The sequence below is a fragment of the Pseudomonas sp. TMW22080 genome, assembly GCF_022496745.1.
GTDB lineage: Bacteria > Pseudomonadota > Gammaproteobacteria > Pseudomonadales > Pseudomonadaceae > Aquipseudomonas > Aquipseudomonas bubulae.
Map to the genome: position 1 here is coordinate 412,997 of NZ_SCFF01000004.1, position 21,758 is coordinate 434,754.

22 protein-coding genes are annotated in these 21,758 nt (G+C 58.7%); 7 read left to right on the forward strand and 15 right to left on the reverse strand.

The window, feature by feature from the left end:
- Window position 1: 1 nt before the first annotated feature.
- Window positions 2–742, reverse strand: a complete 741-nt coding sequence (locus tag EQV96_RS16170; RefSeq protein WP_094999975.1) for a gluconate 2-dehydrogenase subunit 3 family protein — start codon at window positions 740–742, stop codon at window positions 2–4.
- A 300-nt stretch (window positions 743–1,042) separates the two neighbouring features.
- Here EQV96_RS16170 and EQV96_RS16175 point away from each other — a divergent pair, with 300 nt between their 5' ends.
- Window positions 1,043–1,675: a dual specificity protein phosphatase family protein gene (locus tag EQV96_RS16175; RefSeq protein WP_094999639.1), complete on the forward strand. Its 633-nt coding sequence runs from the start codon at window positions 1,043–1,045 to the stop codon at window positions 1,673–1,675.
- Between the two features lie 6 nt (window positions 1,676–1,681).
- On the opposite strand, the gene EQV96_RS16180 is transcribed toward EQV96_RS16175, so the two are convergent.
- Window positions 1,682–3,688, reverse strand: coding sequence for a M3 family metallopeptidase (locus tag EQV96_RS16180; protein ID WP_276616830.1), 2,007 nt, complete (start codon window positions 3,686–3,688; stop codon window positions 1,682–1,684).
- 112 nt (window positions 3,689–3,800) lie between these two features.
- Entirely contained in the window at window positions 3,801–4,847 is a 1,047-nt protein-coding gene (locus EQV96_RS16185) for an aminopeptidase (RefSeq protein WP_240882190.1), read from the reverse strand.
- 74 nt (window positions 4,848–4,921) lie between these two features.
- Here EQV96_RS16185 and EQV96_RS16190 point away from each other — a divergent pair, with 74 nt between their 5' ends.
- The gene (locus EQV96_RS16190) at window positions 4,922–5,338 is read left to right on the forward strand and encodes a hypothetical protein (RefSeq protein WP_133144125.1); all 417 of its coding nucleotides are present in this window, start codon (window positions 4,922–4,924) and stop codon (window positions 5,336–5,338) included.
- Here the strand turns inward: EQV96_RS16190 and EQV96_RS16195 are convergent.
- Together EQV96_RS16195 and EQV96_RS16200 are read right to left on the reverse strand one after the other, a co-directional pair.
- A complete protein-coding gene (locus EQV96_RS16195; protein ID WP_094999635.1) occupies window positions 5,330–5,575 on the reverse strand; it encodes a DUF1161 domain-containing protein in 246 nt (81 codons plus the stop codon). The two genes, EQV96_RS16190 and EQV96_RS16195, sit on opposite strands and share 9 nt — an antisense overlap.
- 147 nt (window positions 5,576–5,722) lie before the next feature.
- On the reverse strand, window positions 5,723–6,154 hold the full coding sequence (locus EQV96_RS16200; RefSeq protein WP_094999634.1) for an OsmC family protein: 432 nt from the start codon (window positions 6,152–6,154) through the stop codon (window positions 5,723–5,725).
- Between the two features lie 215 nt (window positions 6,155–6,369).
- Here EQV96_RS16200 and EQV96_RS16205 point away from each other — a divergent pair, with 215 nt between their 5' ends.
- On the forward strand, window positions 6,370–7,374 hold the full coding sequence (locus EQV96_RS16205; protein ID WP_095020613.1) for an LLM class flavin-dependent oxidoreductase: 1,005 nt from the start codon (window positions 6,370–6,372) through the stop codon (window positions 7,372–7,374).
- A 120-nt stretch (window positions 7,375–7,494) separates the two neighbouring features.
- Here EQV96_RS16205 and EQV96_RS16210 read toward each other — a convergent pair whose 3' ends face one another.
- The gene (locus EQV96_RS16210; protein WP_094999632.1) at window positions 7,495–7,719 is read right to left on the reverse strand and encodes a DUF1161 domain-containing protein; all 225 of its coding nucleotides are present in this window, start codon (window positions 7,717–7,719) and stop codon (window positions 7,495–7,497) included.
- Window positions 7,720–7,838: 119 nt separating this feature from the next.
- Window positions 7,839–8,054, reverse strand: a complete 216-nt coding sequence (locus EQV96_RS16215) for a dodecin (protein WP_094999631.1) — start codon at window positions 8,052–8,054, stop codon at window positions 7,839–7,841.
- A gap of 154 nt (window positions 8,055–8,208) precedes the next feature.
- Here EQV96_RS16215 and EQV96_RS16220 point away from each other — a divergent pair, with 154 nt between their 5' ends.
- Window positions 8,209–8,535: a DUF883 family protein gene (locus EQV96_RS16220; protein WP_016782799.1), complete on the forward strand. Its 327-nt coding sequence runs from the start codon at window positions 8,209–8,211 to the stop codon at window positions 8,533–8,535.
- Here the strand turns inward: EQV96_RS16220 and EQV96_RS16225 are convergent.
- Entirely contained in the window at window positions 8,532–9,428 is an 897-nt protein-coding gene (locus EQV96_RS16225) for a LysR family transcriptional regulator (RefSeq protein ID WP_094999630.1), read from the reverse strand. The two genes, EQV96_RS16220 and EQV96_RS16225, sit on opposite strands and share 4 nt — an antisense overlap.
- A gap of 113 nt (window positions 9,429–9,541) precedes the next feature.
- On the opposite strand from EQV96_RS16225, the gene trpB reads away from it, so the two are divergent.
- On the forward strand, window positions 9,542–10,762 hold the full coding sequence (gene trpB / locus EQV96_RS16230; RefSeq protein ID WP_094999629.1) for a tryptophan synthase subunit beta: 1,221 nt from the start codon (window positions 9,542–9,544) through the stop codon (window positions 10,760–10,762).
- Window positions 10,762–11,568, forward strand: coding sequence for a tryptophan synthase subunit alpha (trpA, locus tag EQV96_RS16235; protein ID WP_095017907.1), 807 nt, complete (start codon window positions 10,762–10,764; stop codon window positions 11,566–11,568). The genes trpB and trpA overlap by 1 nt, the downstream gene beginning before the upstream one ends.
- A gap of 113 nt (window positions 11,569–11,681) precedes the next feature.
- Here trpA and epsC read toward each other — a convergent pair whose 3' ends face one another.
- The 7 genes from epsC to phoB all read right to left on the reverse strand — a co-directional run bounded on the left by epsC (window position 11,682) and on the right by phoB (window position 21,132).
- Window positions 11,682–12,608 (reverse strand): serine O-acetyltransferase EpsC, encoded by a 927-nt coding sequence (epsC, locus tag EQV96_RS16240; RefSeq protein WP_094999627.1) that lies wholly within the window; start codon window positions 12,606–12,608, stop codon window positions 11,682–11,684.
- 95 nt (window positions 12,609–12,703) lie between these two features.
- Entirely contained in the window at window positions 12,704–14,080 is a 1,377-nt protein-coding gene (locus tag EQV96_RS16245; RefSeq protein WP_240882191.1) for a pitrilysin family protein, read from the reverse strand.
- Between the two features lie 83 nt (window positions 14,081–14,163).
- Entirely contained in the window at window positions 14,164–15,822 is a 1,659-nt protein-coding gene (locus EQV96_RS16250; RefSeq protein ID WP_094999625.1) for a Na/Pi cotransporter family protein, read from the reverse strand.
- A 295-nt stretch (window positions 15,823–16,117) separates the two neighbouring features.
- Entirely contained in the window at window positions 16,118–17,425 is a 1,308-nt protein-coding gene (locus EQV96_RS16255) for a CitMHS family transporter (RefSeq protein WP_094999624.1), read from the reverse strand.
- A gap of 207 nt (window positions 17,426–17,632) precedes the next feature.
- A complete protein-coding gene (locus EQV96_RS16260) occupies window positions 17,633–18,973 on the reverse strand; it encodes a hemolysin family protein (RefSeq protein ID WP_094999623.1) in 1,341 nt (446 codons plus the stop codon).
- A gap of 99 nt (window positions 18,974–19,072) precedes the next feature.
- Window positions 19,073–20,395, reverse strand: a complete 1,323-nt coding sequence (phoR, locus tag EQV96_RS16265) for a phosphate regulon sensor histidine kinase PhoR (protein ID WP_094999622.1) — start codon at window positions 20,393–20,395, stop codon at window positions 19,073–19,075.
- Between the two features lie 44 nt (window positions 20,396–20,439).
- Entirely contained in the window at window positions 20,440–21,132 is a 693-nt protein-coding gene (gene phoB, locus EQV96_RS16270) for a phosphate regulon transcriptional regulator PhoB (RefSeq protein WP_094999621.1), read from the reverse strand.
- Between the two features lie 151 nt (window positions 21,133–21,283).
- Between phoB and EQV96_RS16275 the strand changes: the two genes are divergently transcribed.
- Complete coding sequence (locus EQV96_RS16275; RefSeq protein ID WP_094999620.1) at window positions 21,284–21,664, forward strand: hypothetical protein; 381 nt, start codon at window positions 21,284–21,286, stop codon at window positions 21,662–21,664.
- Window positions 21,665–21,758: the final 94 nt, after the last annotated feature.

The following is a 21,758-nucleotide window of genomic DNA, read 5'->3' on the forward strand; positions in this document are numbered from 1 at the left end:
CTCAAGCCCTCTCGCCGCGAATGGAAACTGCCGGGAAGGGGTATTGCTCGTTGCGTTCTACCCAGTCCATGAAATCAGCGCGCGCGCCGGGGAAGCCGATCATGGTCCAGCCGATCATGCCTTTGTTGCCACCGTGAATAGGGTCGCAAAAGAAGCCTTCCTTGGTGTTTTGCAGCAAAAAGCTGAAAAACATCTTGGCCGGGACGCTATCGAATTTAGGCGTGCCGGCTTCCAGCTGTTTGAGCACTTCGTCTCGGGTAGCGCTGTCTAGCCCAGCAAATGTTGAGTTATAGGCTTTTTTGCAGAGCTCCTCCGTGGCAGCAATGCCCAGGCGATAGATCTGTTTTGGCACCAGTTTGCTCTGCCAGCCCATTTCCGGCGCAGCGTCGGCATTGAACGGCCCCTGCATAAACCACAGCGCGCCGCTGGCGTAAGGCGTGTTCATCTGACGGTCGATATATTCCGGAACGCCAGCTTCGAGCGCCCCCGGGCCTTGCTCGTCAGCCGGGATCAGACGCGCGACGGCGGCGTTAACGAACGCCCACTCTTCAGCCGTGAAGTACGTTGGTTCATAGGCCGGGCCTGATGCGGCAACGGGCGGCGCAGCGACCGGTGCGGCTTGAGCGTCTGGCGTAGCCATCAGAACGGAACCACCCAGGCCCGTGCTCGCAACAGTGACCACTGGAATCAGGGTCAGGGTTTTGCGCAAAAACTCACGCCGGGGGTTGTCTTGCTCAGACATGCGGGGCACCTCATCAGGCATTCACGGATTACAGCCGCTCATGGGCAGCTTTTCGTTTTGGCAGCGATACGGGTCGAAATCGACCTGAGAAAAAAAACGCAGGCAAAGTTTGGTTACAAATACTAACAGGCCAGGCGACCAGATGAATCGTTTCATGCGTAAATTTGCCGCACCAATAGCATCAGGCCATCACTGGCTGCGCCCTCACGCTTTTTTGACAAATGCCTGACACAGTTTTGATAAGTCATCCCTCAATCTAGCGTTTCAACTTCCAAATTCTTTGTTAATGGTCGAACTGATATGCCCAAAGCCCGGTTTTTTCCTGCTCTGTGCCTGACCTTGCTGGCAGCGTTTTCTGTGCCTCAGGCCCTGGCCGACGAAACAGCCCAGGCCCGGCCTGTACAGTGGGCACAGCCCATTGCCACGCAATACAACCTCTATCAAATGTCCCCGACCCTGTACCGCAGCGCACTGCCTGACAGTGCCGCGCAGCCGCTGCTGGAAAAATTACAGATAACCACCGTCATCAACTTCTTGCCTGATGCCGACAGTTCCTGGCTCAAGACTCCAGGCGTCGCTCAAGTCCAACTGCCTTATCGCACCAACCATGTAGATGACACCGATGTGCTGGCCGCGCTGCGTGCCATCCAGACGGCACAAGCACAGGGCCCTGTATTGATGCACTGCAAGCACGGTTCGGACCGTACCGGGCTGATGGCGGCGATGTACCGCGTGGTCGTGCAGGACTGGAGCAAGGAAGACGCCCTGAAAGAAATGACCCAGGGCGGCTTTGGCGAAAACTCGCACCACAAAGATGGCGAGAGCTACATGATGAAGGCGGATATCCCACAGTTGCGCGCAGCCCTGAGCAGCGGCGCATGCAGTACCAGCCCTTTTGCTTCATGCGTGGTGAAGAACTGGCTCAAGTCCTGAAGATACCTACACGCTCGCGGGCGGCTGGCCCATAAACTCCTCGAAAGACTCATGCAGCGGGCGTTCGATGCCCGGTGCATGGAAGGCTTCGCGATAGGCCAAGCCCGTTTGCGGGTTAAACACACCTTGCTGTTCAAACCTTGCAAAAACCTGCTCAGCCATCGCTTCGGCCCATTCATTGACGAAATAAGCGCCATCATGGCCCGAGACGATCGCATCGAAAGTGTTGGCAGATCGGTCGTTCTGCGCCAACGGTAACGGCTGGAGTTCATTGTGTGCACTGCGCCAGATCTCTTCCACGCTGCGGCCATCGCCCCAGGTGCGGTGCAGTTCAAAATCAAACAGCGCAAGCCCAAGCTCGCGGGCCGTTTCAAGCCAACGCTCGGCACTGCGCGCTTCAAGTACTTGGTCTATCTGCTCATAGGTCAGCTCACTGTCATGCTGGGCATGCCTGGCCAACCAGCGCAGACCGTCCCGTGACCAGCACCACTTTTCAGCGCATTTGCCTGAAAACCCGGACGCCTCAGCATTCAGTACATCCACGCGGGAAAATGTACCGTAGGGACTGCGGGTCAGCAGTTGCTTCATGCAACAACCCAACTCATGGAAAAGCAGGGTTAACTGCTGCGGCGTCAGCAGTGATGGGGAGCCAGGGGATTCGGGTGAGAAGTTGCCATAGAGAATGGCCACCGGGGTGGTCAGGTCCCCTTGCTGATTGATTCTGCGGTTACGTGCCGACTGCATCCAGCACATATTCGGCTTGGATTCACGAAGGTAAGGGTCGAGATAAAGATGCCCCACCCGAACACCTGACTCGACCACCTCAAACAAACGAACGTCCGGGTGCCAGGTATCAAACGATACCTGTTCGACCAGATCGACCGCGAAGAGGCGCTTGACGAGTAACACGATGCCTTCAAAAACACGTGTGAACGCAAAATATGATTTCAATTGATCGCCCGCCAGCGGGCTTAGTTGCAGAGCGCGTTTTTGCGCCAGAAACAACAGATCCCATGGTTTGAGTCCGTCGTATTGCATGGCCGACGCCAGGGCATTCAGCTCTGCGGTTTGAGTTGAAAAAAATGCCGACTTGCGTTCAATTCGAGTGCGCAGAAAACTCAGCACCTCATCAACCGAGGTTGCCGTCTTGCCCTGCAGGCTCAGCTCGGCATGGCTGTCATACCCCAGCAGGCGCGCCTTCTGCTGACGCAGCCTGAGCAGATCATGGAGCACCGGGCCATTGCCATATTGCCCGCCTGCGGGGCCCTGCTCGGAAGCCCGCGTGTTGTAGGCCGTGAACAACTCCTCGCGCAGCGCCCTGTTTTCGCATGAGCGCATGATCGCGGTGTAGGTAGCGCGCTCCTGAAGAGTTATCAGCCAGCCTTGCAGGTCGGCGTCCGTGGCAATGTCTGCCAACTGCCCCTTGAGTTCACTCGCAAGCCCCGCAAGCAAGGACTCATCGGTAACCAGCTTGCTCCAGGATTTTCTGGATTGTCGTGCGTTTTCGTAAAAAACCCATTCCTGTCGGGATATCTCGTGGTTGAGCTCGATGAGTTCGCCTCTGCCAGAGGCTGACAGCTCACTCCCAGCCAACCGGTAGTCGCGCAGTATCTTGCCCAATAGAGCCTGCTGCGAGCGATCAAATTGCATGGCTTCAGGGCTTTCTGCCAAAGCCTTGCAGGCCAGATAAAGCTCGCGATTTTGCAAGACTTGCGCCTTGTAATTGTAGGCAGCCAGAAAGCATTGGCCGATGTCTGTTTCCCATGACACTTCTCTTGGTACCTGCCCCAGTGTCGTGATGACGGCAATGGCTTCATCCAGCCGCGCCGTCAGGGCTTCCATCGGCAACACCAGGCCCGACCATGTGGGTTGGGACTGGGCACTGACGATTCGGCTGATTGACTGCAGGTTGTCGGCAACAATGTGTTCGATTGCCGGCTTGAGATGTTCTAGACGTACCTTGCTGTAAAGGGGCAGAAGGGGCGCGCTCAACAGCGGGTTGGTTGGCTCCATGGCAGCATTCCTTGAAAGTTCTGCTTCATTTCGGGCTGAGTATCGGTGGGTTCTCAGCCTATTGAGACAGGGATTTCAGGGGGGCTATCTATGTAGTGCAGCCTCAAAAAGCTCAGCGTTCAGCCCATTTATACAAGGCAGCCTTACGCTGTTCGGGGGGCAATTTACCCAGCTGTTCAACTTCGGCATAAAAACTCGGCCAGTCGCCGCCCACGTGCTTGAACAGGGCTGCGAAGGCAGGCACCCATTGATCGTAAAGACCGAAGGGCAACAATTTGGCGTTATTGAGAGGGCCATTGACCCACGCGTCATAGCGCGGATTTCCCGCCCATTGCTCATCCCGTAACTGACGATAATCACGGCGCATTCGTTCGAATGCAGCGGTTTTACGCTGCTGCATTTCGGCTGCCGGCAACGGCTGTGCATAAAGGGTCTTCAAGCGCTGGCGAGTGTCGAGCACCAGGGTGATAAATTGTTCACGTTGCTGCACATGGCTGCCGTCGGAGGGTGGCAAGCCTTGTTCGACGCGCCATTGGCGGGTGCCTTCCTGTTCCACGAAACTGGCAAAAGACTCATTGAATTCAGTGTCGTCCTTCACATAAAACTGCTGATGGGCCAGCTCGTGAAAGATCAGTGTGGCCAAGCGCTCATCACCCCAATTGAGCATGCCATTGAGGATCGGGTCATCAAACCATCCCAGGGTGGAATAGGCTTCAACGCCGCTGACAAACACGTCCATGCCCTGCTGGCGTTGCAGGGCCGCCTCGCCTCGCGCCGCTCCCTGGCTGTAATAACCCCGGTAGGCCACGCACCCGGCTATGGGAAAGCAATGGGTGACGGGGTCGAGGGAGTACGCCGGGGTGGCAAAGACATTCCACACCACGTACTGCCGTTTCAGGTCGGCATACAGACGATAGCTCTGGTTGTCCGGCAGGTGTAAATGCTCGCTGGCGAAGGAGCGCGCAGCCTGGGCTTTTGCCAATTGCTCACGCAACACTGTCGGGCGCCGGGGATCAACAATCACCTTGCTCACGGGTTCACGGGCCTGCAATAAATTCCATTGGCCGGTGACCAATTGCGAGTAGTAGCCCGCACTGGAGCAACCGCTGAGCAGAAGCGGCAAGGCAAGGACCAACAAGCCGCGAACACGCGAGGTCATAAAGCGATCCAGTAGGCGAGTGATGTGACCATAATGCACGCTATGCTTGCGTAACACTTTTTTTGGACATCATCATGCGTACGCTTTTGTGGTTGCTGGCTGCTTGTCTGCTCAGCGCCTGTACCAGCACGCCAATCCCCCCGGCTGATCCCACAATGGCCTGGGTCGACCTTGAAACCCAAACCGGCAAGCTGGTAATGGCCGAGCGTCTGGATAACAAGCGACAGGCCGATGGCCGCTATTTTCAAGTAACGCCAGGTAGCCACGAGTTGATGGTGCGCTTCGATTTCGAGGTGTTTGTCGGCGGCATGGGTATGTTCAGTGACCCACAGGAACGCCTGTGTTACGTCACCGTCGATTACGACAACTTCCAGCCCGGCCAGCGTTACCGGCTACAGGCCCGCTCACTGGGCTTCAACGCCTACGCCCGGCTGTACGACGCAACGGGCAAGGTGGTCGCCGAGGAGCGGCTGGTCAACTGCTTACCTTGAAGGCTGACGGTCATTGTTCTGGTAGATGATTTTCTTGGTGCCGCTTTCACACGAACCAACCACCATGTTCTCGTCATGAACTTCTTCATTGCTCACGATTTCGAGGGTGTAGGACGACACATTGTTCGCCTGGATCTTGGCTTCGATTTCGGCTTTCAGTTCTTCGCACGGCTTGGGCGCCGCCAGAGCCGAGGTGGCCAAGGCGCAGCAAACTACAGCTAGAGCAAAACGTTTCATGGTGAGACTCCCTTGAGGCAGAACGCAAAGTCATGATCTGACGCGAGTAACGACCATTCGATCACATATCGCACAGCGCAGGACTGATCTGTCGCAGCCGGGTAGCGATTGTGCCCCGCTAGCGGTTAGCGGGGCACACAGGTGGTGTCAGCTCACCAGCGTCGCGTCGAGGGTGATTTTGGCGTTCAGTACCTTGGACACCGGGCAGCCCTCTTTGGCTTTGGTGGTCAGTTCGTCGAATTGCGCCTGGGTGGCGCCGGGCACCTTGGCCTTGAGCACCAGATGCACGGCCGTAATTGCAAAGCCGCCGTCCACTTGATCCAGGGTTACTTCAGCAGTGGTATCGATACTGTCGGCCTTGAGGCCGGCATCACCGAGAATCATCGACAAGGCCATCGAGAAACAGCCTGCATGGGCTGCGCCGATCAGCTCTTCGGGGTTGGTGCCCTTACCGCCTTCGAACCTCGCCTTGAAGCCATAAGGCGCTTCGCGCAGCACGCCGGTTTCTGTGGAGATGGAGCCAATGCCGGTTTTAAGGTCGCCTGCCCAATGAGCCGATGCTTTCTTTTTAATACTCATGCGTGCCTCCTGAAGAACGGCGCGAAGGTTTCACGCCTTGAATGAACTAGTGAGGGTAGTTCGCCCCACAAAGTTCACCCTGTCGGACCAATCTTCATTTTTAGTAGCTCAATTCCCAGTCGACCATTGAAACTCGGGTATATGCCCATATTGCTGTAAGTACTGGCAGGTTATGCGAGCACCCTGACCTGCATCCCACCTGGAGTAGCCGGCTGATGAAACGACTGTCTGACATCAAATTCTCGACCCTCGACCTGGTCCCTGTCCGCGAAAACGGCAGTGCAGCCCAGTCGTTGCGTAATTCGCTGGATCTGGCACAGCATGTGGAAAAATTCGGCTACAACCGTTTCTGGGTAGCGGAACACCACAACATGGATGGGATTGCCAGTTCGGCGACCTCGGTGTTGATCGGTTATCTCGCCGGCGGTACGTCAACCATCCGTGTCGGCTCGGGCGGCGTGATGCTGCCCAACCATGCGCCGCTGGTTATCGCCGAGCAGTTCGGCACCCTCGAAAGCCTGTACCCGGGACGCATTGACCTGGGCCTTGGCCGCGCGCCCGGCTCGGATCAGATGACCGCCCGCGCCCTGCGTCGTGAGCGTTCGGGCAGTGCCGATGATTTCCCGCAGGATGTGGCCGAGCTGATGCGCTATCTGGGCCCACGTACTCCCGACCAACGGATCATCGCCATGCCGGGCACTGGCACCAATGTGCCGGTCTGGCTGCTGGGCTCCAGTCTGTTCAGTGCACAATTGGCCGGTGAACTGGGTTTGCCTTACGCCTTTGCATCACATTTCGCACCACGGTTGATGCATGAAGCGATTCGCGTTTATCGCAACCACTTCAAGCCTTCTGCCGTGCTGGACAAGCCCTACGTGATGTTGGGCGTGCCGCTGGTGGCTGCTGATACCGACGAGCAGGCCGAGTACCTGGCCACCTCGGTGTACCAGCGAATCCTGGCGCTGATGCGCGGGCAGAGTCTGGTGCAGCGCGCGCCGGTGGCGACGATGGACGGTTTGTGGCTGCCCCACGAAAAAGAGGCGGTGATGAGTTTCCTGGGCCTGGCGATGGTCGGCAGCCCGCAGAAGATCAAGGCCAAGCTGGACGTGCTGGTCGAGCAGACCCAGGCCGATGAGTTGATTTTTACCTGTGATCTGTACGAACACGCAGACCGCATTCACTCGTATGAATTGCTGTCGCAGGTGATGAAAGGGGCCTGACACAAAGGGAAGTGTGGGAGCGGGCTTGCTCGCGATGGTATCGACGCGATTGATCTGAAACACCGCAGCGTGCGCATCGCGAGCAAGCCCGCTCCCACAAGATCTACTACTGCGCTGGACTTACCCGCGCTTGTAGACAATTTCTTTGGTGCCGGCTTCGCAAGAGCCCACTACCTTGCCGTCAGCGGCAGCACCTTTTTCCACAACCGTCAGCGAATAATGTCTGGCGCCGTTAGCTTCAATCTTCGCCGCGATTTCGCTTTTCAGTTCTTCGCACGGCTTGCCCGCCGCGAACGCCGTTCCTGCCAGACTCAGCAAACCTACAGCCAATAAAAGCTTTTTCATCGGTCACATTCCCCGGTCAAAACAAAAAGGGTGCAATGCGAACATGCCGCATTGCACCCAGACTGTGTAGCGGACTTTATGGCAAACGGCCAGTCCGCGGGGCAAAACCTTGCCTCAAATCAACTGCTGGCAATCCTGAAGCCGATTTTGAGCGTTACCTGATAGTGCGCCACCTTGCCGTCCTTGATATGGCCGCGGGTGTCGATCACCTCGAACCATTCAAGGTGCTTGATGCTTTTGTTGGCTTCGGCCAGTGCATTACCGATGGCGTCTTCTATGCTGGTCGGGGACGAGCCTACCAATTCGACTTTCTTGTAGGTGTGATGGTCAGACATAACGTTCTCCTTTGTCGTAAATCAAAGCCTAGCAGCGAATGTGCTAAATACTTTGTAGGCAATCTAAAAGGAAAAGTTCAGGTTAACTGCACTTTCTCACGCCCCTGTAGTCCGACTTAACAAGCACCTCACTCATCAATGCAGGAGAGCCCTAATGGCTAGCAACTCTTTACGTAAAGCCTCATTGCAAAGCATGGAAGCAGAGATCGAGAGCCTGCTCAAGTCTCTTGAAAGCCTCAAGCACGACGCTTCGGACGAGTCCAAAAAGACCCTTGGCATCCTCAAGAACAACGCCGAGAACGCGCTGAAGCATTCACGTCATCTGCTCAGCGATGCGCTGGAAGAAGTGAAGGACAAAACCCGCGAAACCGCGATCGCTACCCGTGAATACGCCCAAGAGCATCCGTATGCCACCGCTGGGGTTGCCATCGGCGCACTGGGTCTGCTGGCAGCCTTCCTGTTGTGCAAGCGCGGCAATTAATCTGCGCTGCGCGCAAGCTCTGCCTTGAGCCATTGCGCAAGTTGCCTGGCGCGTCCGTCTGCGGCGCGCTTGGGCAACCATAACGTCAGTTGCCCCGGGGTTTCATTGAAGCCCCAGGGCGCAGCCAGCCGTCCTGCTTGCAGGTCCTGGGCCACCAGCGGCTCGGGAGCAATCGCTACACCCAGCCCCGCAACGGCGGCTTCCAGCAAGTAATACAAGTGTTCAAACCCCTGCCCGTATTGCAAATCCTTCGTCTCAATTGCGTTTTTTTGCGCCCAGCTCGGCCATGCCTGCGGCCGCGAAGTGGTGTGCAGCAACGGTTCGTCGAGCAAGGCGCTGGCCGGGGCATGGCGCAGTTGTTCGTACCGCGCATAACGGGGACTGACCACCGGGCCAATGCGCTCGCTGGCTAACTCATAAACCTGCATGTCTGCTGGCCAGGGTGGCTCAGCAAACACCAGCAAAGCATCCAGCCCGGGGCGACGCGGGTCCAGATCGCCTTCACCGGCCGACAGGTGCAGGCGCAAGTCAGGCAAGTCGGCATTCAATCGGCCCAGGCGCGGAATAAACCAGCGCGCCAGCAAACTGCCTGAACAGCCGAGCACGAACGGAGCGTCAACCTGGCTTTGCGTGAGTTCAGCGCATACATTTCTCAAGCGCTCAAAGGCTTCGCTACTGGCATCCCGCAAGCGGATACCGGCTTCGGTCAGCTTTAGCCCGCGCCCTTCCTTGACGAACAGGCTCACCCCCAGGTGCTCTTCCAGCACTTTCAATTGCCGACTGACGGCACCGTGGGTGACGTGTAGCTGCTCAGCCGCCTGGCTGACGCTGCTCAGGCGGGCGGTGGCTTCAAAGGCACGCAGGGCATTAAGAGGGGGGAGATCGCGGCTCATGGTATCTGTGAGTTTTCCTGACAGGTTACGGCGATCTTATCGGTTTTCATCCCGGGCTGTCACGGGTACAGTCAGGCCCATAGACCTTCGCCATTTTTTATCTGGAGCGTCACATGACTCAATCCACCTTGCGTACCGGCCCTGATGCCAATGGCCTGTTTGGCTCATTCGGCGGCCGTTATGTGGCTGAAACCCTGATGCCGCTGATCCTTGACCTGGATCGCGAGTACGAGCTGGCGAAAAAAGACCCTGAGTTCATCAAGGAACTGGCTTACTTCCAACGCGACTACGTGGGCCGCCCAAGCCCGCTGTACTTCGCCGAGCGGCTGACCGAGTTCTGTGGCGGCGCCAAGATCTACCTCAAGCGCGAAGAGCTGAACCACACCGGCGCCCACAAGATCAACAACTGCATCGGCCAGATCCTGCTGGCACGGCGCATGGGCAAAAAACGCATCATCGCCGAGACCGGCGCCGGCATGCACGGCGTGGCCACTGCCACCGTGGCTGCGCGCTTTGGCCTGCAGTGCGTGATCTACATGGGCACCACCGACATCGAGCGCCAGCAGGCCAACGTGTTCCGCATGAAGCTGCTGGGCGCCGAAGTGATCCCGGTGGTGGCCGGCACCGGCACCCTCAAAGATGCAATGAACGAAGCCTTGCGTGACTGGGTGACCAACGTTGACAGCACCTTTTACCTGATCGGCACCGTGGCTGGCCCGCATCCTTACCCGGCGATGGTGCGCGACTTCCAGGCCGTGATCGGCAAGGAAACCCGCGACCAGATGCAAGCCCAGGAAGGCCGCCTGCCGGACAGCCTGGTGGCATGCATCGGCGGTGGCTCCAACGCCATGGGCCTGTTCCACCCGTTCCTGGATGACACCGGCGTTGAAATCATCGGCGTAGAAGCCGCCGGCTACGGTATCGAAACCGGCAAGCACGCGGCCAGCCTCAATGGCGGCGAACCGGGCGTGCTGCACGGCAACCGTACCTTCCTGTTGCAGGACGACGATGGCCAGATCATCGATGCCCATTCGATTTCCGCAGGCCTGGACTACCCGGGCATCGGCCCTGAACACGCCTGGTTGCACGATATCGGTCGTGTCCAGTACACCTCGGTGACCGACGCTGAGGCGCTGGATGCCTTCCACAAATGCTGCCGCCTTGAAGGCATCATCCCGGCCCTGGAAAGCGCCCACGCGCTGGCCGAAGTGTTCAAGCGCGCACCGACCCTGCCGGCCGATCACCTGATGGTGGTCAACCTTTCGGGTCGCGGCGACAAAGACATGCAAACCGTGATGCACCACATGGAACAGTCTCAACAGGAGCAACACTGATGAGCCGCCTGCAAACGCGCTTTACCGCTCTCAAGGAACAAAACCGCGCGGCGCTGGTGACCTTTGTCACCGCCGGTGACCCGGATTACGACACCTCGCTGGCCATCCTCAAGGGCCTGCCGGCAGCAGGCGCCGATGTGATCGAACTGGGCATGCCCTTCACCGATCCGATGGCCGACGGCCCGGCGATTCAACTGGCCAACATCCGTGCGTTGGGTGCCAAGCAGAACCTGGCAAAAACCCTGCAGATGGTTCGTGAATTTCGTACCGGTAACAACGACACTCCGCTGGTGCTGATGGGCTATTTCAACCCGATCCACCACTATGGCGTGGCGCGTTTTATCGCCGAAGCCAAAGAGTCGGGCGTAGACGGCCTGATCGTGGTCGACATGCCACCCGAGCACAACAACGAGCTGTGCGACCCGGCGCAGGCTGCAGGCCTGGACTTTATCCGCCTGACCACGCCAACCACGGACGACGTGCGCCTGCCGACCGTATTGGCCGGCAGTTCGGGCTTTGTGTATTACGTTTCGGTGGCGGGCGTGACCGGTGCCGGTTCGGCCACCACGGAACAGGTGAGCGCGGCTATCGAGCGTCTGCGTCGGCATACTGATTTGCCGATCAGCGTGGGCTTTGGTATCCGTACCCCTGAACAGGCTGCGGCAATTGCCCGCCTGGCCGATGGCGTGGTGGTGGGCTCGGCCCTGATCGACAAGATCGAGAATGCAGCGACGCCTGAACAGGCGGTGGATGGTGTGCTGAGTTTGTGTGCTGCGCTGGCTGAAGGTGTACGTAGCGCCCGCTAGATCAAGAGCCCCTCTCCCGGAGGGAGAGGGGACTGATTGGGGGATGTCACCACACATCGGCTCCCTCTCCCCCCGGGAGAGGGCTGGGGTGAGGGCAAGAGGCTTACACAGTATTACTTCTGCGTCCCGTCATCATGCAGCAGGTTAGCCTGGGTCAGGTTACTGCCTGCCGGTACGCTGCGGGTCAACCATACGTTGCCACCAATGGTCGAACCCTGACCAATGGTGATACGCCCCAAAATCGTCGCTCCCGCATAAATCACCACATCATCCTCAACGATCGGATGACGTGGATGGCCTTTTTGCAGCTGTCCCGACTCATCCGCCGGGAACCGCTTGGCACCCAACGTCACCGCCTGATAAATCCGCACACGCTCGCCAATAATCGCAGTTTCACCAATCACCACGCCCGTGCCGTGATCGATAAAGAAACTGCGGCCAATCTGCGCGCCGGGGTGAATGTCGATCCCCGTGGCCGAATGGGCGATTTCTGCGCTGATCCGCGCCAGCAACGGTAGCCCGGCACGGTACAGGTGGTGCGCCAACCGGTGATGAATCACCGCCAGAATTCCCGGGTAGCACAGCAGCACTTCATCGACGCTGCGCGCCGCCGGGTCACCGTGGTAAGCGGCCAGTACGTCAGTATCGAGAATGCTGCGCAAACCCGGCAAAGCCAGGGCAAAGTCCTGAATCAGCAAGGTCGCCGTCGCATCCACTCCCTCATCCGGCAACCCGCCCTGACGCGCGACATAACGCAACTCCAGCCGGGCCTGGGTCAGCAACGCATTGAGGGCTACGTCCAGGGTGTGGCCCACGTAGAAATCTTCGCTCTCTTCACGCAGGTCCACCGGGCCTAAACGCATCGGAAACAAAGCACCGCAAAGAGCTTCAAGAATATCGGCCATTGCAGCACGCGACGGCAGCTCGCGACCGCCCTGTTCGCCACTGACGCGGCCGTTTTGCGTACGCCACTGGTTTCGCGCCGCGCGCAGTTGGCAGACGATGGCCTGCAATTGCCAAGGATTGGAACGATCACTCACGATGAATACTCCGCACGCTGGCGGCTGGATCAACCAGCCGCGAATAGGCAATGATTTTACGGTATCAAAACGTTTGCGACTCCGGCAATCAAGCCTTAACGCCGGCGCCAGAGGCGCCAACCCACCACGGCGCTGATCAACAGCAGCAACCCGCCCAAAATGGCCATGCTCAAGCCGTGATAGCTGAATAGCGGCTTTTCGATGCGAATGTACCCGGGCTCGGCAAATAACTCGCGCAGTGCGGCATTTGCCTGCTCCAGGTTAATGGCCTGCAACTGCCGGGCAGGGTCGGCAAAACGGCCTTCATCGTAGTCTCCCAGCGAGGCCCAGTAGTAATCGGCCAGCGCACTGCTGCCTTGCACCGTCCACGCCTGACGGGAAATGGCCGTTTGCTTGAGTCGGGCAAACACCTGCGGATCCAGCCCGTCCTTGAGCAGCCGTGACGTGAGTTGCTGCATCACCTCACGGGCCCTGGGCACGTTCTCGCGTTCAAGATCCGCATTCAGACTCAGAAAACTCACGCCGCCAAACACCTCGCGCTCAGCCCAGGGGCCGTAAGACAAGCCGTGCTTGAGCCGCAGTTCGCTGTACAGCGCCCACTCCAGATAATCGCGCAGCAGGGTCCAGGTTTCATCGGATTGCCCTTCGATAACCGGTTCGGGCAGCAACCAGTGCAGGGTTGCCGTATCGCCGACCACACCGCGCACCAGCTCGCGCTCTGCGTCGGCCTTGGCATCGATGGCGGCCAGGGGACGGTGCTCGCTGGGGTCAACCGGCTCGAGGGCACCGTAGGCTCGCTCGAGATAAGCTGGCAAGAAACGGTCAAGGTCGCCGACGATAATCAGCGTCATGTTGTTGGGCGCGTACCACTTCTGGCGTACAGCCTCTAGCTGCTGGCGGGTAAGGTCATGCACTTCGGCCCGCTCGGCGCACTTCAGGCCCAATTCGACAGCCAGCTGGTTGCTGGCGCTGTGGCCCAGATCCTGACGGTCCAGCCAGCGCTGCAAGTGCGAATAATGGCCGCCGTCTTCGCGCTCGACCACCTGTTTGGCGTCGCTGATACGTTGTTCGGTCAGCTGGGTGCGGGTCAGCAACCCCAGCAGCAGGTCGAGAATCTTGCGCTGATTTTTTGCCGGGGCCTCGATTACAAAGGTGGTATCGGCGCTGCTGGTAAAAGCGTTCCATTCGCCCCCCAGCGCTTGCATGCGCTCCTCCAGCCCCCCTTCACCGGTGTCGTCGATGCCGCTGAAGAGCAAATGTTCCAGCAGATGGGGCAATTGCTGATCGGCGCAGGAAAAGTCATCCATACCCACCCCCACCACCAGCCGAATAGCCACATGATCGCGATCGTTGTTGGGTTTGAGGATCAGTTGCAGACCATTGGGCAGTTGATAGCCCTCAACGCTGTAGCGATCCACGGCAAAGCCTTGGGCAGCGCCAAGCAGCAAGCAGATAAACAGCAGGCAACGCATAAAAAATCCCTGAATTCTCGAATCCTTGAGCCCGTGCAGCTTAGTCGCTGCATAACGGCTGACAACAGCCCGACGTACAACGTTCAAGGCGAATGTTGCGTGTCGGCTGCGTCATCCAACTCCAGGGCCCCGGTTTCAGAGGTCTCCAACACCACGTAGGCGCTGCCGCAAAACAACGAGTTAAGGCGTTTCATGTCCGCGATCAGCTCCAGATGCATAGAACTGGTCTCGATACTTTGTGTGACTTTACGCTGCAAGCGACTTACGTGAGCGTGGGCCAAACGCCGCTCCTGGGCGCGAAAGCGGCGTTTTTCACGCAGCAATTGGCGGGCGTTCTGCGGGTCGGAATTGAGAAACACCGTCAGCCCAAGACGCAAATTATCGATCAACTGGGTTTGCAGGCCCACCAGCTCCTCCAGCCCTGTTTCTGAAAATGACCGGCGCTGGGAGGTTTTCTGCTGCTGGACTTTGCGCAGCATGCGTTCGATTACATCACTGGCAAGTTTGAGGTTGATCGCCAGTTCGATGATTTCAGCCCAGCGCCGACTGTCCTGCTCGCTTAAATCCTCCCGAGGCATTTGTGCCAGATAGAGTTTTACCGCGCTGTAGAGCACTTCGACTTCATCGCTCAACGTGCGCATTTCCGCGGTGATAGCCGTTTGCTTGCCGCGTAGAACGTCGAGCATATTGACCAACATGGTGTCGATCAGGTCGCCAATACGCAGGGTTTCGCGCACCGCATTGGCTAGCGCCAGGCTCGGTGTATCGAGGGCGGCGGGGTCCAGGTGGCGCGGTTTGGCGACACCGTTGGTTTGCTCGCGCTCAGGCAGCAGCCAGGCGCAAATGCGCGCCATCAGGCCTACTGTCGGCAACATCAAGAAACAGCGGGCGGTGTTGTAGAGCAGATGGAAGCCGATCACCAACTCCTGGGCGCTATAGCTCAGGCTGTCCATCCAGGCCACCAGCGGGTCGAGCACGGGCATGATCAACAACAGGCCGATCAGCTTGTACAGCAGGCTGCCCAATGCCACCTGCCGGCCCGCTGCGTTCTGCATATTGGTACTGAGAAACGCCAGTATGCCGCTGCCGATATTGGCGCCAATCACCAGGCCGATGGCCACATGCAGGCTGATAACCCCCGCGCCCGCCAATGTGGCGGTCAGCAGCACGGCTGCCAGGCTTGAGTAAGACACCATGGCGAACAGGGCGCCAACCAGGGCATCGAGCAGAATATCGCCGGTCAACGAAGCAAAAATCACCTTCACGCCCTGAGCATGGGTGATGGGTGTGGCGGCTTCGACAATCAATTGCAACGCCAGGATGATCAAGCCCAGGCCAATGCCCACCCGCCCCAGTTGCCCGGCACGGGTTTGCTTGCGGGTCAAAAAGAAAATCACACCCAGAAAAATCAACAGCGGCGATAGCCACGACAGGTCGAAGGTCAGCACCCGCGCCATCAAGGCCGTACCGACATCGGCACCGAGCATGGTGGCCAGCGCGGGAGTGAGCGCCATCAGCCCCTGGCCGACAAAGGAGGTGACCAGCATGGCCGTGGCGTTGCTGCTTTGCACCATGGCGGTAACCACGATCCCCGCGACAAAGGCAAACATGCGCCTGGAGACGTTTTGCCCGATGACATGGCGCAGGTTGGTACCGTAGACCCGCAAGATGCCGGTTCGGACGATATGCGTGCCCCAGATGAGCAAGGCCACGGCGGAAAGCAGATTGAGCAGGGTCAGCATGCTGGCTCCCTGTGGTAGATGTGTCTAAGGATCAGATAGCTGCGGGCCGTTCCTACAGATGTTTCTTAAGATGTAGTCGGCAATTGAGCAGAGCGCCAGCATCGCATAGCAGGGGCAGGGTTGAAAGATTAATACCTCGTAGCAGCTGCCGAGGAACGAAGGCTGCGTCCGGCTGCGCAGCAGTCGTAAAATCGGCGTTTGCGGTGTGTCAGGCACACCATAGGCTCAGACTTTACGACCGCTTCGCGCTCGAACGCAGCCTTCGTTCCTCGGCAGCTGCTACGCGATTGCTGTGTTACAGCGTACTGAACAGCGGGAATGTGCCCAGCAGCAGCGCGGCGACCATGATGCACAGGCACACCAGAATCGCCCACTTGAGGGTGAAACGCTGGTGATCGCCAAACTCGATACCGGCCAGAGCTACCAGCAGGTAGGTCGAGGGCACCAGTGGGCTGAGCAAATGCACTGGCTGGCCGACAATTGAGGCACGGGCCATTTCGGCGGCAGTGATGCCGTAGTGGCTGGCCGCTTCGGCCAATACAGGCAGTACCCCGTAGTAGAACGCATCGTTGGACATGAAGAAGGTGAAGGGCATGCTCACCAGCGCGGTGATCACCGCCAGATACGGCCCGAGCGCAGGCGGAATCACGGCCAACAGGCTTTTGGACATGGCATCGACCATCCCGGTGCCCGACAGGATGCCAGTGAAGATACCCGCGGCAAAAATCAGCCCAACCACTGCCAGGACACTGCCAGCATGGGCCGCTACACGGTCTTTTTGCTGTTGCAGGCAAGGATAGTTGACGATCATCGCGATACTGAACGCGACCATAAACAACACGGGCAGAGGCAGCAGGCCGGCAATCAGCGCGATCATCAGCGCCAGGGTCAATGCACCGTTGAACCAGATCAGTTTAGGTCGACGTGCATCTGGATACTGCGACACGCTGATTTCGCTGTGGTCGACTTCATCGCCGTGCAGGTGCAATTCGCCCAGACGCGCACGCTCGCGCTTGCCGTAGAACCAGGCGATGACCAGGATCGCTGCGCAGCCGGCGAGCATTGCCGGGATCATCGGTACAAAAATATCCGAAGGGTCGACGTGCAGCGCACTGGCCGCCCGTGCTGTCGGGCCGCCCCAGGGCGTCATGTTCATCACGCCGCCGGCCAGGATGATCAGGCCGGCCATGATCCGCGGGCTCATCCCGATACGGCTGTAAAGCGGCAGCATGGCCGCTACGCAAATCATGTAGGTGGTCGCGCCGTCGCCATCCAGGGACACCACCAGCGCCAGCACCGCCGTGCCCACCGAGATTTTCAGCGGATCACCCTTGACCAGCTTGAGGATCTTGCGCACTGCCGGGTCAAACAGACCGGAGTCGATCATCAGGGCAAAGTAGAGGATGGCGAACATCAGCATCACCCCGGTAGGGGCCAGCTTGGTGATGCCTTCGAGCATCATCGGGCCGATTTTCGGGGCAAAACCGCCGAAAACGGCAAACAGGATGGGCACCAGAATCAGGGCGATCAGGGCGGAAAGACGCTTGGTCATGATCAGGTACATGAATGTAATGACCATGGCAAAGCCAAGGAAGGTCAGCATGAAAGTCACCCTTATTGTTGTAGTAAGGCGCTGACCGCGGGTTGTACGCGTGGCAGGCCAACCGGTCTGTTGCCGGTAATGACTCGATGCTAGAGAGGGAAGCTTTCAGCCAGCTTTCGCTGGCAAAAGTTCTTACACAAGGGAGAGTTGCATAAATCTTTGTAGCATCTGCCGAAGGAACGAGGCAGCTGCTACAAAGAGCGGGATTTAATCCAGCTTGAGGACTTTGGCCAGGACGATTTTCGGACCTTTCATCTTTTTGATGATGATGCGCAGGCCTTCGACTTCCAGTTGTTCTTCTTCGGCCGGAACCCGCTTGAGGGTGTCGTAGATCAGGCCCGCGACGGTTTCGGCTTCAACGTGGTCAAGGTCCACACCCAGCAAGCGTTCAATCTTGAACAACGGCGTGTCGCCGCGCACCAGCAGCTTGCCAGGCTGATACGACAGAATGCCGCGCTCGGCCTTGCGGTGTTCGTCCTGGATATCACCCACCAGCACTTCCAGCACGTCCTCCATGGTCAGGTAGCCCACCACTTTGCCGTCAGCTTCTTCAACCAGGGCAAAGTGCGCGCCGCCCTTGCGGAACTGCTCAAGCAACTGACTCAGCGGCATATGCCGCGACACCCGCTCCAGCGGTCGGGTCAGTTCTTCAAGGTTGAAGGTTTCGGGCAAGTGGTCCAGGTCGGCCAGTTCCAGCAGCAGATCCTTGATGTGCAGCAAACCGACGAAGGTGTTGGTGTCGGCATCATAGACCGGGTAGCGGCTGAATTTGTGGCGACGGAACAGCGCCAGGATGTCCTTGAGCGGCGCCTTGGAATCCAGGGTCACCAGGTCTTCGCGGGAGTTGGCCCAGTCGACCACTTCCAGCTCGCCCATTTCCACGGCAGAAGCCAGCACGCGCATGCCCTGGTCGCTCGGATCCTGGCCACGGCTGGAGTGCAGGATCAGCTTGAGTTCTTCACGGCTGTAAGCGTGATCGTGATGGGCACCGGGCTCACCCTGGCCGGCAATACGCAAAATCGCGTTGGCACTGGCGTTGAGCAGGTAAATCGCCGGGTACATGGCCCAGTAAAACAGGTACAGCGGCACGGCGGTCCACAGCGACAGGGTCTCTGGCTTGCGGATGGCCCAGGACTTGGGCGCCAGCTCACCGACCACGATGTGCAGGTAGGAAATGATAAAGAAGGCGGTAAAGAACGATACGCCCTTGATCACTTCAGGCGACGAGACGCCGATGGCGCCCAGCAGCGGCTCCAGGATATGGGCGAACGCCGGCTCGCCGACCCAGCCCAGGCCCAGCGAGGCCAGGGTGATACCCAGCTGGCAGGCAGACAGGTAGGCGTCGAGCTGGTTATGCACGGTGCGCAGGATCTGCCCGCGCCAGCCGTTGTCTTCGGCTATCGCCTCAACCCGGGTGGAGCGCAATTTGACCATGGCAAATTCGGCCGCAACGAAAAAACCGTTGAGCAAAACCAGGATCAAAGCAAAAAGAATCATGCCGAAGTCGGCGAAGAGTGTCGCGAGGGTCAAGCCAGGGGAAGGGTCCATGATGGAGTTTTACGGGTTCCGTCGTTACAGATAGGGAGGTATGGCCAAACAATGTAACGGCTGATGTAGCCCTTGCCTAGTGGGAAAGGGCTACAGGGCCTAGTCAATAAGTGTCTTTGGCTGGGGTTTTGTCACCTGGCCCGGTGCGAAATGGCAGGTGAAGGTGCTGCCGTGTCCCAATACGCTGCTGATCTCCAGGCGCGCGCGGTGGCGCAGCAACACATGCTTGACGATCGCCAGGCCCAGCCCGGTGCCGCCGGTGCTGGCGTTGCGGCTGGAGTCGACACGGTAGAAGCGTTCCGTCAGGCGCGGCAAATGCTTGTTGTCGATACCCACGCCCGAGTCCTGCACGCTCAAGTGGGCGCCCGCGCTGTCTGCCCACCAGCGAATGCGTACGCTGCCGCCATCGGGGGTGTATTTGACGGCGTTGAACACCAGGTTGGAGAACGCGCTGCGCAATTCGGCTTCGCTGCCCTTGAGCGCGCAATCGGCTTCCACGTCCAGGGTGATCGTCTGGTTGCGCTGACCGGACAACGCCTGGGCGTCGCTCTTGATCGAACGCAGCAAGCTGTCGATGGCCACCGGCTGGTTATCCGAGGGGTAGTCCGTGGCCTCCAGCTTGGCCAGCAACAGCAGGTCGTTGAGCAGGGTCTGCATGCGTTCACCCTGTTGCTGCATTTGCGACAGGGGGCGCTTCCAGCGCGGGTTTACGTCGTCGACGTTATCGAGCAGGGTTTCAAGATAGCCACAGATCACCGTCAACGGCGTACGCAGTTCATGGGATACGTTGGCGATAAAGTCTTTGCGCATCTGCTCCAGTTGATGAATGCGCGTCACGTCGCGCACCAGCATCAGGTGTTCGTTGTTGCCGTAGCGGGTGATATAGAGCTGGATGCGCAAGTGATCGTTGACCGGCGAGGGGATATCCAGCGGTTCGCCATAATTACCTTGCTCGAAGTATTCCTTGAAGCGCGGGTGGCGTACCAGGTTGGTCACTGGCTGGCCGCTGTCCTGTGGCGTCTTGAGACCCAGCAGGGTCTCTGCGGCGAGGTTCCACCACTCCAGGTTGCCGTCACTGTCGAGCATGATCACCGCGTCCTTGAGCGCCGCCGTGGACTCTTGCACGCGATCGATCACCGCTTGCAGTCGCCCGCGTACGCGCTGGTCACGGCGCTGCAGGTGGTAGATGCTGTCGAACACCTCGCCCCACAAACCGTAGCCATCGGGCGGTGCTTCGTCGGGTTTGTGCTGGCGCAGCCACTCGTGCAGGCGCAGCAACTGCTTGAGGGTCCAGCCCAGATAGAACGCCAGGCCAATGGCCAGGCTCCAGCCGTAATAGCCACTGATCAGCCCGACCAGCAGGCAGCCAGTGACCAAAAGCAACAAATGACGGATCAGAGTGCCATGCCAGTTTTGATTCACGTCGCGCGAGTCCTTGCTTGCCGCTGGATCAGTGAGAGCCGGTATCAGGCCTTGGTGGAAAACCGGTAACCGGTACCACGCACGGTTTGTACCAGATTTTCGTAAGCCTCACCGAGCGCTTTGCGCAAGCGGCGGATATGCACGTCCACAGTGCGCTCCTCCACATACACGTTGCCGCCCCAGACCTGGTCCAGCAACTGGCCCCGGGTGTAGGCGCGCTCCTGGTGGGTCATGAAAAATTGCAGCAGGCGGTATTCAGTGGGGCCCATTTCGGCAGGGGTGCCGTCGATGGTCACGCGGTGGCTGATGGGGTCGAGCAGCAGACCGCCGATCTCGATGGGCGATTCGGCATCGGCCGGGCCGGCGCGGCGCAGCACGGCCTTGAGGCGGGCTACCAGCTCTCGGGGTGAGAACGGTTTGGTGATGTAGTCATCCGCGCCCACTTCCAGGCCCTGAATCTTGTTGTCCTCTTCACCCTTGGCCGTGAGCATGATGATGGGAATATCGCCGGTCAGCTCTTCGCGCTTGAGGCGTCGGGCCAGCTCAATGCCCGACGTGCCGCCGGGCAGCATCCAGTCGAGCAGGATCAGGTCCGGTTTACGGTCCACGATAATGGCATGGGCATCCTGGGCATTATCGGCTTCAAGGCAATCGTAGCCCGCCATTTCCAGGGCCACGGCGATCATCTCGCGGATCGGCGCCTCGTCATCAACGATCAAAATGCTCCTGCCAACCATGCCGTAATCCTCTCGTCATTAAACTGTCTTGTGGCGCATTAGATAACGCAATTATTGCAGTCGTGTGACAGCTTTGGGGATGAGCGCGCGCTAACGGTTCGTGAACTACGCTTTAGTCTCAAATCGTACAACCACAAAAAGGACGATTCCAATGACATCTAGCTCGTTTTCCCTAAAGACATTGCTGCTGGCCGTAGCCTTCACCTTGCCCGGGTTGGCGTATGCGGCTGAACCGGCGATGACCAAGGACGGCATGCTGGTCGACCACAAAGGCATGACCCTCTACACCTTCGCCAAGGATGCGGGCGGCAAATCGATGTGCAATGACAAGTGCGCCGCCAACTGGCCGCCGCTGGCAGCCGAGAGCACAGCCATGGACATGGGCAAGTGGACGGCCATCAAGCGCGATGACGGCCACATGCAATGGGCCTATGACGGCAAACCGCTGTACACCTTCGTGATGGACAAGAAAGCCGGTGACATGACCGGTGACGGTAAAATGGACGGGGCGTGGAAGGTGGCCAAGCCATAGGAAGATCAAAAAAACCCTCACCCTGACCCTCTCCCAATGGAAGAGGGGACTAAAAGCAAAAGCAGATGTACGCCTCACTGAAGATCGGCTCCCT

Excerpts from the sequence above, each read along its gene's own strand:
- EQV96_RS16215 (WP_094999631.1), bottom strand. The coding sequence starts at position 8,054 with ATGTCTGACCATCACACCTACAAGAAAGTCGAATTGGTAGGCTCGTCC.
- EQV96_RS16195 (WP_094999635.1), bottom strand. The coding sequence starts at position 5,575 with ATGAAACGTTTTGCTCTAGCTGTAGTTTGCTGCGCCTTGGCCACCTCG.
- phoB (WP_094999621.1), bottom strand. The coding sequence starts at position 21,132 with ATGGTTGGCAGGAGCATTTTGATCGTTGATGACGAGGCGCCGATCCGC.
- EQV96_RS16275 (WP_094999620.1), top strand. The coding sequence starts at position 21,284 with ATGACATCTAGCTCGTTTTCCCTAAAGACATTGCTGCTGGCCGTAGCC.
- EQV96_RS16180 (WP_276616830.1), bottom strand. The coding sequence starts at position 3,688 with ATGGAGCCAACCAACCCGCTGTTGAGCGCGCCCCTTCTGCCCCTTTAC.
- EQV96_RS16170 (WP_094999975.1), bottom strand. The coding sequence starts at position 742 with ATGTCTGAGCAAGACAACCCCCGGCGTGAGTTTTTGCGCAAAACCCTG.
- EQV96_RS16220 (WP_016782799.1), top strand. The coding sequence starts at position 8,209 with ATGGCTAGCAACTCTTTACGTAAAGCCTCATTGCAAAGCATGGAAGCA.
- EQV96_RS16245 (WP_240882191.1), bottom strand. The coding sequence starts at position 14,080 with ATGCGTTGCCTGCTGTTTATCTGCTTGCTGCTTGGCGCTGCCCAAGGC.
- EQV96_RS16210 (WP_094999632.1), bottom strand. The coding sequence starts at position 7,719 with ATGAAAAAGCTTTTATTGGCTGTAGGTTTGCTGAGTCTGGCAGGAACG.
- EQV96_RS16250 (WP_094999625.1), bottom strand. The coding sequence starts at position 15,822 with ATGCTGACCCTGCTCAATCTGCTTTCCGCCGTGGCCTTGCTCATCTGG.
- EQV96_RS16205 (WP_095020613.1), top strand. The coding sequence starts at position 6,370 with ATGAAACGACTGTCTGACATCAAATTCTCGACCCTCGACCTGGTCCCT.
- EQV96_RS16255 (WP_094999624.1), bottom strand. The coding sequence starts at position 17,425 with ATGCTGACCTTCCTTGGCTTTGCCATGGTCATTACATTCATGTACCTG.
- EQV96_RS16225 (WP_094999630.1), bottom strand. The coding sequence starts at position 9,428 with ATGAGCCGCGATCTCCCCCCTCTTAATGCCCTGCGTGCCTTTGAAGCC.
- EQV96_RS16190 (WP_133144125.1), top strand. The coding sequence starts at position 4,922 with ATGCGTACGCTTTTGTGGTTGCTGGCTGCTTGTCTGCTCAGCGCCTGT.
- trpA (WP_095017907.1), top strand. The coding sequence starts at position 10,762 with ATGAGCCGCCTGCAAACGCGCTTTACCGCTCTCAAGGAACAAAACCGC.
- EQV96_RS16200 (WP_094999634.1), bottom strand. The coding sequence starts at position 6,154 with ATGAGTATTAAAAAGAAAGCATCGGCTCATTGGGCAGGCGACCTTAAA.
- trpB (WP_094999629.1), top strand. The coding sequence starts at position 9,542 with ATGACTCAATCCACCTTGCGTACCGGCCCTGATGCCAATGGCCTGTTT.
- EQV96_RS16185 (WP_240882190.1), bottom strand. The coding sequence starts at position 4,847 with ATGACCTCGCGTGTTCGCGGCTTGTTGGTCCTTGCCTTGCCGCTTCTG.
- EQV96_RS16175 (WP_094999639.1), top strand. The coding sequence starts at position 1,043 with ATGCCCAAAGCCCGGTTTTTTCCTGCTCTGTGCCTGACCTTGCTGGCA.
- EQV96_RS16260 (WP_094999623.1), bottom strand. The coding sequence starts at position 18,973 with ATGGACCCTTCCCCTGGCTTGACCCTCGCGACACTCTTCGCCGACTTC.